General features: G+C 42.2%; 15 protein-coding genes. All 15 read right to left on the reverse strand.

All coding sequences use genetic code 11. From position 1 onward, the window contains the following. Nucleotides 1-15 precede the first annotated feature (15 nt). The 15 genes from WFI24_RS15455 to WFI24_RS15520 all read right to left on the reverse strand — a co-directional run bounded on the left by WFI24_RS15455 (nucleotide 16) and on the right by WFI24_RS15520 (nucleotide 14507). The gene (locus WFI24_RS15455; protein WP_100528552.1) at nucleotides 16-531 is read right to left on the reverse strand and encodes a hypothetical protein; all 516 of its coding nucleotides are present in this window, start codon (nucleotides 529-531) and stop codon (nucleotides 16-18) included. After that, nucleotides 531-1019 carry a pentapeptide repeat-containing protein gene (locus WFI24_RS15460; RefSeq protein ID WP_336762094.1) on the reverse strand — a complete coding sequence of 163 codons (489 nt, stop codon included), beginning with the start codon at nucleotides 1017-1019 and terminating at the stop codon, nucleotides 531-533. Before WFI24_RS15460 ends, WFI24_RS15455 begins: the two co-directional genes overlap by 1 nt. A 15-nt stretch (nucleotides 1020-1034) precedes the next feature. Further along, nucleotides 1035-1637 (reverse strand): hypothetical protein, encoded by a 603-nt coding sequence (locus WFI24_RS15465; protein WP_336762096.1) that lies wholly within the window; start codon nucleotides 1635-1637, stop codon nucleotides 1035-1037. Nucleotides 1638-1673: 36 nt separating this feature from the next. Continuing rightward, on the reverse strand, nucleotides 1674-3089 hold the full coding sequence (locus WFI24_RS15470) for a phage baseplate assembly protein V (protein WP_336762097.1): 1416 nt from the start codon (nucleotides 3087-3089) through the stop codon (nucleotides 1674-1676). Between the two features lie 164 nt (nucleotides 3090-3253). Further along, nucleotides 3254-3718: an antitoxin YezG family protein gene (locus WFI24_RS15475; protein ID WP_336762099.1), complete on the reverse strand. Its 465-nt coding sequence runs from the start codon at nucleotides 3716-3718 to the stop codon at nucleotides 3254-3256. 289 nt (nucleotides 3719-4007) lie between these two features. Then, nucleotides 4008-4220, reverse strand: coding sequence for an Imm3 family immunity protein (locus WFI24_RS34515; RefSeq protein ID WP_442956226.1), 213 nt, complete (start codon nucleotides 4218-4220; stop codon nucleotides 4008-4010). Between the two features lie 232 nt (nucleotides 4221-4452). Beyond that, on the reverse strand, nucleotides 4453-5154 hold the full coding sequence (locus tag WFI24_RS15480) for an endonuclease V (protein WP_336762101.1): 702 nt from the start codon (nucleotides 5152-5154) through the stop codon (nucleotides 4453-4455). Continuing rightward, entirely contained in the window at nucleotides 5135-5593 is a 459-nt protein-coding gene (locus tag WFI24_RS15485; protein ID WP_289389923.1) for a toxin-antitoxin system YwqK family antitoxin, read from the reverse strand. Before WFI24_RS15485 ends, WFI24_RS15480 begins: the two co-directional genes overlap by 20 nt. A 455-nt stretch (nucleotides 5594-6048) precedes the next feature. Then, a complete protein-coding gene (locus WFI24_RS15490; RefSeq protein ID WP_336762105.1) occupies nucleotides 6049-6738 on the reverse strand; it encodes an Imm3 family immunity protein in 690 nt (229 codons plus the stop codon). Nucleotides 6739-6761: 23 nt separating this feature from the next. Beyond that, nucleotides 6762-10370, reverse strand: coding sequence for a deaminase domain-containing protein (locus WFI24_RS15495; RefSeq protein WP_336762106.1), 3609 nt, complete (start codon nucleotides 10368-10370; stop codon nucleotides 6762-6764). Beyond that, nucleotides 10345-10782, reverse strand: a complete 438-nt coding sequence (locus tag WFI24_RS15500; RefSeq protein ID WP_133385614.1) for a DUF4280 domain-containing protein — start codon at nucleotides 10780-10782, stop codon at nucleotides 10345-10347. The genes WFI24_RS15495 and WFI24_RS15500 overlap by 26 nt, the downstream gene beginning before the upstream one ends. Nucleotides 10783-10798: 16 nt before the next feature. Beyond that, the gene (locus WFI24_RS15505) at nucleotides 10799-11329 is read right to left on the reverse strand and encodes a hypothetical protein (RefSeq protein ID WP_133385615.1); all 531 of its coding nucleotides are present in this window, start codon (nucleotides 11327-11329) and stop codon (nucleotides 10799-10801) included. Then, on the reverse strand, nucleotides 11311-12417 hold the full coding sequence (locus WFI24_RS15510; protein WP_336762112.1) for a pentapeptide repeat-containing protein: 1107 nt from the start codon (nucleotides 12415-12417) through the stop codon (nucleotides 11311-11313). The genes WFI24_RS15505 and WFI24_RS15510 overlap by 19 nt, the downstream gene beginning before the upstream one ends. Nucleotides 12418-12437: 20 nt before the next feature. Further along, the gene (locus WFI24_RS15515; RefSeq protein ID WP_336762114.1) at nucleotides 12438-13853 is read right to left on the reverse strand and encodes a hypothetical protein; all 1416 of its coding nucleotides are present in this window, start codon (nucleotides 13851-13853) and stop codon (nucleotides 12438-12440) included. A 15-nt stretch (nucleotides 13854-13868) separates the two neighbouring features. Continuing rightward, nucleotides 13869-14507: a hypothetical protein gene (locus WFI24_RS15520; protein ID WP_253502185.1), complete on the reverse strand. Its 639-nt coding sequence runs from the start codon at nucleotides 14505-14507 to the stop codon at nucleotides 13869-13871. Nucleotides 14508-14535: the final 28 nt, after the last annotated feature.

Raw genomic sequence — 14535 nt, forward strand, 5'->3', positions numbered from 1 at the left:
CATAACCTCTCCTTTCTAATTCGTTTGTTCCAAGTCCAACGGAATGAATTGTACTCCTGCGACATCTCGCCGCAGAATGCTCTCCGACAACGCCAGATTGACAATGATCACGGTTTCGCGCAGCTCCATCAATTGGAACAGGGGTAACTCCGGGAAATCTCGCTTCAGTACGATCCGCTCCAGACTTCCATCCATACGCCGACGGGTATGAGGAGATAATACGTTTGCCAGTGCAGGAGGGTGAATGGCCCAATACGTCTCTTGGGTCATTCGCTCCTTGTCCGTTAATACGGTAGCCCTTCGCTTGAGCTGAGGACAATACAAAATAAGTGTTTCAAGCAATTGATCTGAAACCAAGGGAACCGGCTGTTCCAAATAATCCGTATAATCCACATGGAATCCGCTTCGCACATAAAGGTTAATGGCTGTATGCTCACTGCCCGAATCATGAAAAGCCTGATTCCAGGTCCTGCGTTGCAGTTCACCAACAGGCTCAGTCTCTACGCGGTGTATCCATCTGGGATCGGCCATTAGACGAAAGTATCGGATAACCCTCGCCTCCTCTCGGCATCGTCAAAAATCGCACCCTCCACATCAGCACCCTCCCATAACGTATCTGTTAGATTAGCTCCACGGAATATGGCTCCACGAAGGTGTGCCCCTCGGAAGTCAGCACCTGAAAGGTTTGAATTCTCGAAGTTAAGCGCATCGTATTCTGGACCTTGAGCGAGTCCTTCCGGATGTCCTACCTCCCCTATGATCTCCCTGAAAACAGCTCTTTCCAGAGAACACCCGCTGAAATCTGCCCCATATAGAATGCTTCCGGTGAAATCGGTATTCTCCAGACTACAATTGCGCCAACGTGTCCCTATCAAGATACAGCGTTGAAAATCGGTAGAATGCATATCGATACGGTCAAAACGGCTGTAACGAAAATCTAGATCGCTGCATTCCATCTCGCTCATATCCAGTCCCTGAAAGTGCGCGTACATAACCTCCAGACCATCACTTTCTTCCAATGCTTCACCAATCTCCTAAATGCTCCTATTCCTTCGATCAAGACGAAATACGCACTCGCTGGCATCCAAGTATTCTCCCACACGTACTTCGAATATCTGTTCCAGATCCATAAGGGAGTTCCATTCGAAGTCCTCCAGAGCGCTACAGCTACGGCGTATAAAATGTACAAGATACCGATTCACCAACGCCGCTTCCTGTAGCATGATGCGGTCCAGTTCTACCACTGTAACGGTTCCTTGATAGTGAGGAAGTTCTTCTCTTAATCCATTGAGCATCCGTTCAAGACACTCATAGGCCCAGTGGGAAGAATAGAATGAACGGATGGGTGTTCGATCCAACAACCATGAAGCATCATATGCTTCGACCAGGACATTCATCGCCCCTCCAAGAAGTTCTGTTCGCAACATAGAATATTGAATGTAAGCGATCGGCCCTTTCGCCCCACGCTTTTGGGCGTCGCTGACTTCCTGAATCATCAACCTGAAATGACTTAGGAACTCGGCTGTCAATTCCGTATACCTTGTATGCAGCGTATGCTGCAAATCATCCATAAGTTTGGCCCGCGCAGGTTTTACCTGATGGGTATAAAAATGTAATATAGATTCCTTGCGATCCATTGGAAATTATCCCTCCTGCCCATACGTCACCCTATACTAGTTGGCTTTCACTTCTGATCCACTCATTTTTGCTTGTCCATCCAATTTGAATGTCCCTCCCCCGCCTTCCAGCAACAATTGCGAATCGGCAGATAACGTTATTTTCTTCCCGGCTTTGAGCGAGATATTGCCCCCAGCAGACATCCGAATCTGCTGGCTTCCGATGATCTGAATGCCCTCGTCCCCGCTGAGACGAATGAACACCTCGCCCTCTTTGCTGCTAATGGAGATGGAATCTGGGGTCAGTCTGATTTCTTTGCCATAAGGCGTACGGAAAATTTTATGATCCGGTTTGTTTAATTGGTTCGTTCCAGTTACCTTATTATCCAGACGGGGTGCTCCTGTCGCATAGGCCTCTTCTTCGTTTTGCGTTGGAAAATATACGGCCACCGGATCACCCACTTCAGGCATGACATACCAACCTGTCTGCCCCTCTGCGATGTATGGCGACTGATACAACAGCCACAACGCTTCCTCTTCCTCCTGTTTTTCATCACAGTCCAGCTGAACTCTTACATGACCACCATGCACTGAAAGGATGCGACCAAGTAATGAGCTTCCGGCAATTATCGAATTGTAATATGTCTTTTGTCTTAGTCCTCTATGAAGGCAAAGTACATATTGGTGCTTCACTATTCCTCCCACAAGCTCGGTGTATGCCTCAGTCACATATAGGCTTCTGCCTCGGAAGGTAATATGATGTCCAAGCTCCATCACCTGATCTGTCTCGATTTCATATATAATGAAATCTGATTCGTTGACCTTTAACGTATCGTTTTCGGTAAAGTACATGAATGGTGCCATATTTTTGCGGATTGTATAACGTGTATTGTCCAGATCGATTGAATTTCCGTGCTCAAAGACGCCAAAATAAAATTTGGGGCTGTCAAACTGAGCGGCCGGCATTAAGCTCGTGTGAAAGCGAGAAGCAAGTCTCCTGAGAAATGCCCAATCCGTTTCTTGATATTGCACGGCAACCTTGCCAATCTTGGCTCCCTCGGTCCCCTCATCGATCACGTCCAGTCCCGGATAATCCTGATCCAGTTCCTTTAACAAATCGGGTAACTTCATTTTGATATTTTGAAATGTACGCGTTCGTTTTGTAATGTCCATCCGGTATGTATGTGAAATGGCCTCCACGTGGAGCGTATATACGCCTCTGACAACCTTCACTTCAACAGATAGTGGAATGCCTTTGAACAGAGGCTTCTTATTGCCATCCTCATCTTTTTGCCACACTTCAATTGGGGTATTCTTATCCGTAACATCGACATAGCGATCCTTCCATTCCTCGGACACCATGCCCTTAAACACGAGCCGAGTGTGCTCATTCATTTTTTTCCGGATCGTCAGTTCTTGCAAATGCACCAGTTCATATGGTTCAATAATCAGATTCTCATAAGTCAAACTCATGTTGCCCATCTCCTTTCAACTTCAATGGATCGCAAACATTTGCGAGTAACTTTGGATAATAACAAAAAAACAGGACAATTATGGTTGTATATAACCAAAGTTGACCTGTTCACATGTAATGCAATTGTTTTTCATTAGGATAATTCTACAGCTATTTATTATGACTATTTATAATTCTCTACAAACTGTTTATTTTTTTCTTTTTCAGGAAGCAAACCTAAATATTTATACTCAAAAATCATTTGTCTTTGAGTTGGGGTCACCTCTGAAGCTATTACGTCTTCATAATCATAATGAATTTTTAACTTACCAGGATGCTTTAATGTTAAGGTTAAATTTGTCCACGCCTCTTGATCATAGTCTATAAAAATTTGTCTTAATTCTTTAAATTTTGTTTGTAATTCTAATAATAAGTTATCATAAGTTTTTTCACTCAGTCTATATTTTTCAGGAATATCATGAGAGTATATGAACTCCTCATTCTCATAAGTGTTGAAATAGAAGTATACCTCTCTGGATCCATCTAGTATTTCGGCGTACAAGTAAATCTCATTCCAGTTATCACTAGGTATCATACTTAGAATATGCTCTGCTATCATGGGATAAAGAGGATCCATCTGTTGCTCCATTATTCCTCTAACCTCCAATTTAATTCTCTATTGTAATTTTTCTTTGTCCTACTCCATCTATCGAGTACTCTACTATCAAACTATCATTGATTAAACACATTTACATAAAAATTCAAAATATAGCGATCGTTCTATCACCAATTCTAGTACTTGTTTTCTATTTTCCACTTTGAACAAAACCTTCGTTTACCAAAGATCAAAATTGCTGGGTTTGAATACCCATTTTTCTCCTTCATCCACAGTGCAATCACGAATAAAATGAAACAACAACATTAATGCGAATTCTAATCTAGTAAGTTGTTACAGTCCTCTGTTCAATATTCTCTAATATTACCTTTCTGCGTGTATTAAGATAATTAAATTGTTCAAAAGACAACTTATCCTTTAGCTGATGATGACTCAAGTCTTTCAATTCTTTTAACAAATACTCTTTAGATTTATAAGACACCACTACATACGTTAATAATATCTCACCGTAAACTAGAACTATTATGTTTTTCAAAAATACCGAGATTCATTGTTGTTTCAAATTCGTTAAGTATCATCTTCTAAATAAGGATACTACTGTTTTACCGATATCCACCATCAAATCAGCTTACCTGAACGCTCTCTCAGAGTTTCTAATGCTATAAAAAAACACCATAATATAAGTATATTACTCATATTATGGTATTCGGTATGATTATTAAATAATATTCAAACACTACAGGATTTACACAAACTATTTTACAGACTCATCTAAATCTTTCCCTCATTTTTTTTGTTTCTAAATCTGCTTGTCTGACTGGTACAGGGAGTCTAGTTTCCTTATTAATTAACGCTAATGTAAGGTCTGTAGCAGTATCAATACTTATCCAATTACCACAGGAGACGAAAATGGGCTTTACACTTTTATGTGTTCGTAATGCTCTCCCATAGATTTTGTTATTTATCACAATATCAGAGAAAGCCCCTTCTTCTTCATCGGGCATAATAAAATCAACCCCGTCAATTTTCAAGTAGCTTTTTGCAATACCTATTGTTGGTTTATTTAAATAAAAGGAAGCATGCGTTGCAATCCCCATATTCCTAGGGTGTAAGTACCCATTTCCATCAAACATAACGATATCTGGTTCATTAATTAAGGTGTTAAATGTTTTTAAAATTAATGGTAATTCTCTGAAAGATAAATATCCTGGTATATACGGGACCGCAATTTCATCTGTCATAGATTTCGTCTCTATAACATTTTTCGTCATAAAATCCACGACACATATACAACAAACTGCAATTGTCGTTTCATTTTCCTCCCAATATGCCAGGTCAATACCTGCAATCAGCAGAATATTTTCTTTGTGGAAATCATTTTCTAATTTTATTTTCCGAGTTAAATCATACTGAATTTTATCAAATTCATCTATTATTTTATTCATTAACTTATTTTGCACGCGCATCATATTTTTCGATCATTTTCTTTTCAAATTCACTTGGCTCTAATTTTTCATTAATTAGTACCCCTTCTATATCCCACTCTCTATATGTTATGGCAAATCCATATTTGTAATTCGCGATTGATTTATGATTACCATTCTCAAACCAAGAGATAAATTCTCCTGTTATTACACCTTTGCTCATTTTCTGGAAGCTTGAAATTCTGCCAGATTCATAATAGTTCACATAGTCTCCATCAGCCAATCCATTTTTATAGTAAGAGTAATATGCTAAATTCCCATTATCGTATCTTTCATATAAAAGACCAGATATAGGTTTCCCTCCATCCTCTATCGGTTTATCAAAAACTTCTTGCCCACTATTTCCAGAAAAACAAACATCATCAGTAAATTCTATACCTGTTAACAATACATCTTCCATTCGCAAAATATTAACATCAATCATTTAATATCATCCACTCCATTTAGATTATTTGGGTAAATCAGATTCTATTTTAAAATCCCGTAAAATATAATTACAGTGCGGACATGTTTGGAATGGTATATCGATGACTGGCTTTGATGAGCCTCCAGGTTTTATCACATATATTAAGATATCATCAATAGTAGCACTCGGATTATCCAATAATGCCTTATTAGCTGCATACACCTCAGCATGCGATCCTGAACCATGTGTATACAAACTATAGGAATCATAAATGTCGTCTGGCATATTTTCTATTCTAAAATGTACCTTATGAGATGGACTTTTTTTAAAGTGTCCATCTCATAAGGTACACTTTAGTTTGGATTTTTTGGATAATAAAGGGGGATAAAAAACCACAATACAGCGTTTAGCTCGCATTGTGGCGTTGTTGTTTGTATCATTCTAAATACAGATCGTTGAAAAAACAAATTTATCTATAAATTTTGAAGTTTAGTTAAGACTTCCTTGATTCGCATAGAAAGATCCAACTTTTCATTTTCTGACAATTGTTCCCCCACATCATTCATATCAAATTGCTCTAATTCATTTTTTATTTTCAAAAACTCCCCTTTAGCATTAATTCTATATCTGATAAGTAGTTCTGCAAGTGTTGTTCTAACAACTATTTTTTCACTTAATGTACTCCTACATTCACGCTCGAATCGTTCCATTATTTCCTCAACCAGCTCAATTGCATCTTTCTTCTCATTGAATAAAATCCCAAAGTAATTTTTAACTTCCTTTTCTATTTCAAAGTAGTAATATCTTGTATTCGGACTATAATCTACAGGTATACTTTCAATTCCATCAAGCACCATATCTCTTCGTTCTAATATGTCCTGATAATCATCTGGAGCTATTTCATGTTGTAAATTATTTAAATCTAGAGAATTTAATGCATCAATTATCTTTTGTTTCGATTTAACAAAAATTTTCGAATGTGTTAAATGAATTCTCCCTTCCGCAATAGACAATACTGCTTTTTCCATTTCACCTCTTTTATCCATACCGAAGTATGCCTCACATGTGCAAGCAAGAGCTTCAGGACCACTCATTCCCTCACTTTTAAAATAAAAATAGTTTTCATAAAAAGCTCCAAATAAAGCCTCATAATTTCGTTTCACTTTATGTCCTCCCAATAAATTTCTTATGGCTCAACTATCTTATCACCATTATGGATTACCTCAATATCAATATTGGGATAATCTTTGTGAAACTTCCCTATGATTCTACTACAACTTCCACATGTATCTAATTCAGTAAATAATTTAATTTTCCCACGAGCTTTTGATGGATCTGGCAATTTATCAAGTCTAGATGCCAAATCATTGAGAATTTTATACTCAGTATCATTGTCTCTTAATCTTACATTACCACTCCTATCTGGCGCTTCAGTAGCCTCGTACTTTGGTTTTGTTGGTTTTAATGAATAATCAGCATAGGTCTTTTCCTTATTATCCCCGTTCAAACTACTATGAGAATAAAATTCATTCTTGTCAATTCCTTCAATTTCTACCTTCGCATACGCAAAATTTAGATCACCTTTAATCCTATTAGAAAGCTTACTTCTTAACACTTTAACTTTATCAATAATAAAACCTTCTGTTTCTAAATCAATTACTCTTGTTGGGAATACTTTTCCATGACTTACCTTAGGAACATCACCCGTCCCCTCAGCCTCTGATTCACTTTCTTGTCTTTCTTGTCTTTCTTCCTCTTCACTTTTACGTTTTTCCTCCTCTTTTTTCTTTTTATCATCTTTTCCTTTTTTCTTCGATGAATCTTGCTTCCACTGATTATGACTGTTGGGAATCTGATTATCTTTCTTGTTAGCGCTAGATGAGCTTGTTCCTTCACCCTCGCTCGACTTTTTCCCTGTACCTGTATTTGATCCTGCAGTATCCGGTTCTCCGGATGTTTGGGTCTTCTTACTGGTATTCGGAGTTGGATCCTCTATCTTGCCACTACCTGATGATTCTGTTCCTTCACCATCGCCAGGCTTCTTCCCTGTACCTGAACTTGAACCCGTACTATCCGTTTCACCTGACGATTGCGACTTCTTACTGCTGCTCGGGGTCTGATTCGGTTTCTTGCCATTGCTGGAGGAACTTGTTCCTGCCCCGTCACTTGACTTATTCCCAGCGTTCGAGCTTGTTTTCCCTCCAGAACCCACTTCCCCGGCAGTTCCCGACTCTTTGGGCTTGTTTTTTCCCAAGTTGCTCCAAGGCTGAAACCGGATGACCTGGCTCTCCTTATAATAATCGCTGACGGCTTTAACAATCACATCTTTTGACTTTTTCACAAATGTTTTTGTTTTACTTGTAGCCGGTTTGTCTGTCGTCGTTGTTCCTTTAGAAGCAGCACTTGGAGAACCCGTTGTTCCTGGATGGTCTGAGGGCTCTGGTACACCTGAAGAACCCTTTTTCGTGCTTACTCTGCCCGTAAATCCATTGAACTCTCCGTCCAACCCTTTCATAGTCATCTCATGTTGCTCGAATTCACCCATCAAGGTAGATAATTCTTCTTTACTCATGGGAGCCATAATTCGCCGGGCAAGATACTTCTTCTGTTCGACCGTCAGATTCTGTTTCTGCCAGTAATTATAGTCACCCATTTCCTCTGCGGTGATGTCTATTCTTCCGATATCTCGAGCAATGCCGTTATGATAAGGGTTGAAAAATAGTTCATATTTAATGTCATTCTGCTTCACATTCCCATAATACACGAGTGCTTCCTTCAACTCTTGGTCAACCTGTTGATGAGCCCAATGCTCCCTCGTATTGCCTGGAATCTGATAATACATCTGGCTAATTTCCTTTTCCTGCTGATGCAGTTTCTTCACAAAATCCAAAAAGGAAGTAGCCGTGCTTAACTCTCGTGCTGCTGAGACAACTTTACCAAATAATTGGTGCTTGTAAGCCTCTTCTTGCTGCAGCTTGCCCACGAAATCACCATTCAGATGATTCAGAAGTTGTAGGGTCGAAGGCTTAAAGGATCCTGCACTTGGGATGTTCCCGATCAAGCCGATTGCTGCAGCGCCAACGACAACGGCCTGTGCTGCAACCGCTGGTGCACCTCCAAACATGCCCAAGACGGGGATCATCCCCGCCATGGCGACCGCTGCACCAAACAGGGAGGCCTCCTTCATGTTAACCACGGAAGGCTGCATAGCAGCTGCTTCGGCTGCAGCTGCTGCTTGAGCTGCCTCATATTGTTCAAGCGGAATAAGGGGCGGCTCTGGCTCTGGCGGCAAATCGGCTACCACGACGGGTGCCTTATGGCTGCCTTCCTGTTGCAGCAGTCCAGCACGGACATCAGCTTGTCCATCGAGAATAAAGCTGCTTCCTCCGCCAAGGAGCCAAATTGCTTCAGGGGCGGTAGCTTTAATCTGACCTGCTTTAAGCGATAGACTGCCACCCTGAATCGAGATGTTACCTGCACTCTGCATCATGACACCCTGGTCATTCAGTGTGATGACCAATCCAGCTCCAGCTTGTACGGTCACCTCATCCGATGACATACCAATAGATGGTCCGTCAGGGTGGCCCCACATTTTGTGTTGCGTTCCACCGGAAACCGAACGCTTGCTTTCGGGTACTGCATGACGAATATAAGCCTTGGACTCGCGACTTCCAGGAATGTACAGTTCCACCGTGTCACCAATCTCTGGCATTAGGTAGAGTCCGCTGTGACCTTCGGCGACGTAAGATGTCGATAAAGGATATGGACAGCAAGATTCTGCTTTAATCGGACCATCTTCGATATACAGTTCCATCTGTACACGATCACCAATAATGCGGATTACTTCACCGTATAAGGAGAGGCCAATGAGATCCAGAAGATCGGATCGTGGAACCCGAATATGTTCTTCCAACATCATACGATATGTAGTCATGAGCAACCCGGATTCCAATCGGGATTCCGCTTGAGTTACCGTTAATTCTTTCCCGTCAGGCAGTTCGACTTTATCACCCAAAGCATAGGTTTCATAACACTCCATCGTATAGATGAGCGCCCCCTGTGTACCTTTGGGATCCTGCATCATATACCGATGCTGTTCATCCCCATGCCAATTCAGATGGCCCATTTCTTTCTTGACATGATATGGACGATCCAGAGGCCATTTCCACAACTTGCCCATGGGCAACCCGAAGAACAATTTCGGTGAAGCTGCGGTCACCTCAGGCACCAGTACGGTACCAAACCGGGAAGCCAAACGTCTCAGAAACATCCAGTCGGTTTCTCTATATTGTAAAACAAGTTCTCCCAATTGGGTATTCTCTGTGACATTATCAATTACATCCGAGTAGGTATACGCCTTCATCACGTATTTAACTAATTCGCCATAGGACATCGCCCTGTTCTGGAATGCTCGCACGGATATTTCAATGTCCATCTGATATGTATTCGATATGGCCTCTAGCTCGAACCTGTATATGCCACCAACCAAATGTACAGTTAATGAAGTCATCACGCCATGAAACAGACGCCTTACAGATTTCCCCATTTGATCTAGCTGTCTTAGTACAATCGGTTCTCCTTCAGCCTGGACATGAAGGATGCCTGGTCCATCTTCCTCCGGTATAACGCCGCTAATATATAACTTCGCATGCTCATTAATCTGTCGGGTAATTCGGATTTCTTCCAGCCATTGCACTCTATACGGCCAATATAAACGGAGTTGTTCGTATCCGATGCGTTCCTGTACCTTTTTCATGGATTCGTTCATCTCAAAAATCCAGCTGCTGTCCGTCATCCTCGATGACGATATCTCCACCATACAGACACTTATGCGTACAGTGACCAAGTAGAGCAGCTTTCCCTTCCACCTTGGCATCTCCTTTGCCATGTAGCCAAGGCATAGTCAATACAGGTACACACGGTGCTTTCTTCACCCCATAGATATCCACCATCATACTGTTGGATACAGCCGGATTCTCCATATTGGAGCAATTTCCAAATGATCCAATATGGACTCCAGGTACATAATCTTCAATCGTCAACTGAGCCTTGCCTTTGATGTAAACGCCATGACTAAATGGGATCTTCAATCGGGTACGCTGTGTACCACAACTGCAATGCAGAATCGCTCCGGCAACCACATAACTCTTGGAATCTCCTGTAGCAGGTTGAAGACTGATCTCACTCTCTTGATTACCTTGTGCCATTTCGCCTCTCTCCTCTCTATATTGTCTGTTCCTGCTCCAGACGGACCAGCTGAATCCCGGAAAAATCCCGACGCAGCAGACTCTCTGCCAAAGCTAGATTAACGATGATGACAGATTCACGAGGTTCCTTTAATTGAAACAAAGGAAGTTCAGCCTTACCTCGATCCAGAACAATCTGTTTCAGACTTCCATCCAGATGACGTTCCGTTTGGGGAGAGAGCACATCCATTACCGTTGGATAAATAGCCCAATAGGTCTCCTGGGACATACGTGCTTTGTCCGTCAACACTGCTGCCCTGCGAATTAAGCCGGGATGGTACAACGTAAATACTTCCAGCATTCGATCCGATACCAGAGGTACAGGACGCTCCAAATAATCGGTGTAATCTACATTAGGTCTGCTTTTGATTGAAAGGTTAATTGCGGTGTGATTACTACTCCCCTCCTGAAAAGAAGCATTCCACTCTCGACGCTGTACCTCACCAACCGCTTCTGTCTCTACACGATTTGTCCATCTGGTATCCTGCATCAGCCTAAAGTATCGCATGGCGATTCCTCCTTCACCGACTCCTCAAATATCGCATCTTCCAGATCTGCCCCATCCCATAACACGTTGGTTAGGTTTGCTCTACGAAATATAGCTCCACGGAGTCGCGCTCCCCTGAAATCTGCTCCGGTTAAGTTGGCATTCTCGAAGTTGATACCTGAGTACCCAGGACCCTGTATTCGACCATCAGGATGCCCTTCTTCCCCAGAAATGCCCCTGAAGATAGCCCTCTCCAGTGAACATCCATTGAAGTCAGCACCGTAGAGTAGACTGTCAGCAAAATTGGTATCTCTCATATCACAGTTATGCCAACGTGTGCCTACCAAGACACAACGTTCAAAATCTGTTGATTTTAATCTGATGTCATTAAACCTGCTATACCGGAAGTCTAGATCACTGCATATCATCTCTTCCATGTCCAGATCGTGATAGTCCGCATACATCCCACCCAAACCATCACCCTCTTCAAGCTCCCTGCCGATGTCTTCCAAGTTCCGTTCTCGTTGGTCCAGGCGATACACACATTCACTGGTATCCAAATACTCCCCTACACGAACCTCAAATTCGGGCTCCACCTGCATATCCGATATCAGTTGGGAATCAAGGAGCTGATGGAAACATTGACGAATAAAATAAATAACATAGCGGTGAACCAAAGTTACCTCTTGAAGTCGTATTCGATCCAGTTCAACCATCGAGATCATCCCCTGATAATCAGGAAGTGTCTTCTTCAAACGATCAAGCATCCGTTCCAAACAATCAAAGGCCCACTGGGCATCATATATTGCCTGTATAGGCTCTCTGTCGAGAAGCCATGACATATCACTGGCTTCGGCAAGATAATGCATCGCTCCCGTAGCGACTTCTGTCCGCAACAAAGAATATTGGATGTAAGTAACATTCCCTTTGGCACCAATCTGTTGACTGTGCGTTACTTTACTAGTTAATTCCTCGAAATATCTTAGGAACTCCGTAGTCAACATTGGGGATTGGCTATTTAATGTATATTGAAGGTCAGCCATCAGCCTGATTCGTTCAGGCTCCACTTGATTCGTATAAAAGTGCAGTAGTGATTCCTTCCGGCTCACTGACTTTCCTCCTTCCAACGTTAATTAGATTTCACTTCTGTCCCGCTCATTTGAGCCTGACCATCCAGCCTTATTTTCCCTCCTCCTCCTTCAAGAAGAAGTTCTGATCCAGCAGATAATGTAATTTTCTTTCCTGCTTTTAGCGAAATGCTCCCTCCTGCTGACATACTTACTTGCTGACTACCTGCAATATGAATACCTTCATTTCCACTAAGTCGAATATAGACCTCTCCTTCTTTACCGCTAATGATTACAGCGTCTGGAGTAAGACGTATCTCTTTCCCATGAGGAGTACGAAATATTTTATGATCAGGATTGTTCAGCTTGTTGGTGGATGACGACTTGTTATCCAGTCGTGGAGCACCTGTGGCGTAAGCATCTTCTTCATACATCGTTGGAAAATATACAGCTATCGGGTCACCAATTTCGGGCATGACATACCAGCCGGTCTCTCCCTCTGCAATATACGGAGATTGATACAACAGCCACAGTGCATCTTCCGTCCCTTGTTTATCATCACAATCAAGATGTACCTGAACCTGTCCACCATGTACACCGATAACACGCCCCATTAATGAGCTTCCAGCAATCAGCGGATTGTAGTACGTCTTTTGCCGCAATCCTTTGTGAAGACTCAGCACATATTTATGCTTTAGAATACCTCCGGCTAGTTCCGTATAGGCTTCCGTAAGATACAGACTTCTGCCACGGAATGAGATATGGTGTCCCAGTTCCATAACTTGATCTGTCTCCACTTCGTATACAATGAAGTCACTTTCATTCACATTTACAGTCTCGTTCTCTGTGAAGTACATGAACGGAGTCATGTTTTTGTGGACGGTATAACGCGTATTATCCAGTTCGATCGAGTTACCATGCTCATATACGCCGAAATAAAATTTGGGGCTGTCGAATTGAGCCGCAGGCATCAGACTCGTATGAAATCGGGAAGCCAGTCTTCTGAGAAATGCCCAATCTGTTTCCTGATATTGCACGGCCACCTTGCCAATCTCGGCTCCCCCGGTCCCCTCATCGATCACGTCCAGTCCCGGATAATCCTGATCCAGCTCTTTTAACAATTCAGGGAGTGTCATCTGGATGTTTTGAAACGTACGCGTTCGCTTCTTGACATCCATCAGGTACGTATGTGAGATCGCTTCAACCTGGAGCGTATATACGCCCCTCACAACCTGCACTTCTACAGATAAAGGAATGCCTTTGAATAGCGGACTTTTGTTCCCCTCCTCATCCTTTTGCCACACTTCAATCGCAGTACTCTGATCGGTAACATCCACATATCGATCTTTCCATTCCTCGGATACCATGCCTTTGAAAACAAGGCGGGTATGCTCATTCATCTTTTTGCGGATTGTCAATTCTTGCAGATGTACTAGCTCATAAGGTTCAATAATCAGATTTTCATACGTCAGGCTCATGGACTCAGCTCCTCTCTAATTCATTTCGACAATGAGTGTATCCAGAAGTGTACCACCGGGTTCCATCCAATTTCTCTTCTCATCGTCCGTACAGTTAAAACCATAAACAAGGACTTTCTGATCTAAAATGGTGAACACCATATGGTTATAAATTTGATCATTCAATCCCTGAACAACGAACTGGCAGTAACCCGTGGAAAGACCGGCATCCGTCACTCGAACGCCGTGTTTTTTCCATTCTCGTACAGGTTGAGTTGCACGAATCACATCAGCCATCGATTCCGTAAAGGAATTCAGCTCTTCCGGAGCAAGACGATGATCCAATGTCTTGAACGTAAAGTTGATCGTTCCCGAATCATTGGTATAGATCCATTCAGGACGATGGGACGACGGATATTTTAACTGAGCTTCTCTTTCTGTCACCAAACGAAATGTGCGGGGAAGAGACACCGTAACCTTGCCCTCGTATAGCTCCGTTCTTCTCAGATGTATCGTTTCCTGTTCAAGGCGTATCATGGTTATTGGCTCGAATGGTTTAACTTCTCTTGATTCAGGAGAGGCTTCAACATCTCTAGTCTCTGTTCCCTGATGAGGTTCACCGTTCAATGTTTTGCCATATAACATCGGGATGATTTTGCGATCCATATGTTCCATAAACGAATTCCATCCTCCCATTCACTTG

It is taken from the genome of Paenibacillus sp. USHLN196, from assembly GCF_037144955.1.
Taxonomy (GTDB): domain Bacteria; phylum Bacillota; class Bacilli; order Paenibacillales; family Paenibacillaceae; genus Paenibacillus; species Paenibacillus xylanexedens_C.

What these genes read in the sequence shown, in the direction of transcription:
- WFI24_RS15455 (WP_100528552.1), bottom strand. Translation starts at nt 531, where the DNA reads ATGGCCGATCCCAGATGGATACACCGCGTAGAGACTGAGCCTGTTGGT.
- WFI24_RS15465 (WP_336762096.1), bottom strand. Translation starts at nt 1,637, where the DNA reads ATGGATCGCAAGGAATCTATATTACATTTTTATACCCATCAGGTAAAA.
- WFI24_RS15470 (WP_336762097.1), bottom strand. Translation starts at nt 3,089, where the DNA reads ATGAGTTTGACTTATGAGAATCTGATTATTGAACCATATGAACTGGTG.
- WFI24_RS15475 (WP_336762099.1), bottom strand. Translation starts at nt 3,718, where the DNA reads ATGGAGCAACAGATGGATCCTCTTTATCCCATGATAGCAGAGCATATT.
- WFI24_RS15480 (WP_336762101.1), bottom strand. Translation starts at nt 5,154, where the DNA reads ATGATGCGCGTGCAAAATAAGTTAATGAATAAAATAATAGATGAATTT.
- WFI24_RS15485 (WP_289389923.1), bottom strand. Translation starts at nt 5,593, where the DNA reads ATGATTGATGTTAATATTTTGCGAATGGAAGATGTATTGTTAACAGGT.
- WFI24_RS15495 (WP_336762106.1), bottom strand. Translation starts at nt 10,370, where the DNA reads ATGACGGACAGCAGCTGGATTTTTGAGATGAACGAATCCATGAAAAAG.
- WFI24_RS15500 (WP_133385614.1), bottom strand. Translation starts at nt 10,782, where the DNA reads ATGGCACAAGGTAATCAAGAGAGTGAGATCAGTCTTCAACCTGCTACA.
- WFI24_RS15505 (WP_133385615.1), bottom strand. Translation starts at nt 11,329, where the DNA reads ATGCGATACTTTAGGCTGATGCAGGATACCAGATGGACAAATCGTGTA.
- WFI24_RS15515 (WP_336762114.1), bottom strand. Translation starts at nt 13,853, where the DNA reads ATGAGCCTGACGTATGAAAATCTGATTATTGAACCTTATGAGCTAGTA.
- WFI24_RS15520 (WP_253502185.1), bottom strand. Translation starts at nt 14,507, where the DNA reads ATGGAACATATGGATCGCAAAATCATCCCGATGTTATATGGCAAAACA.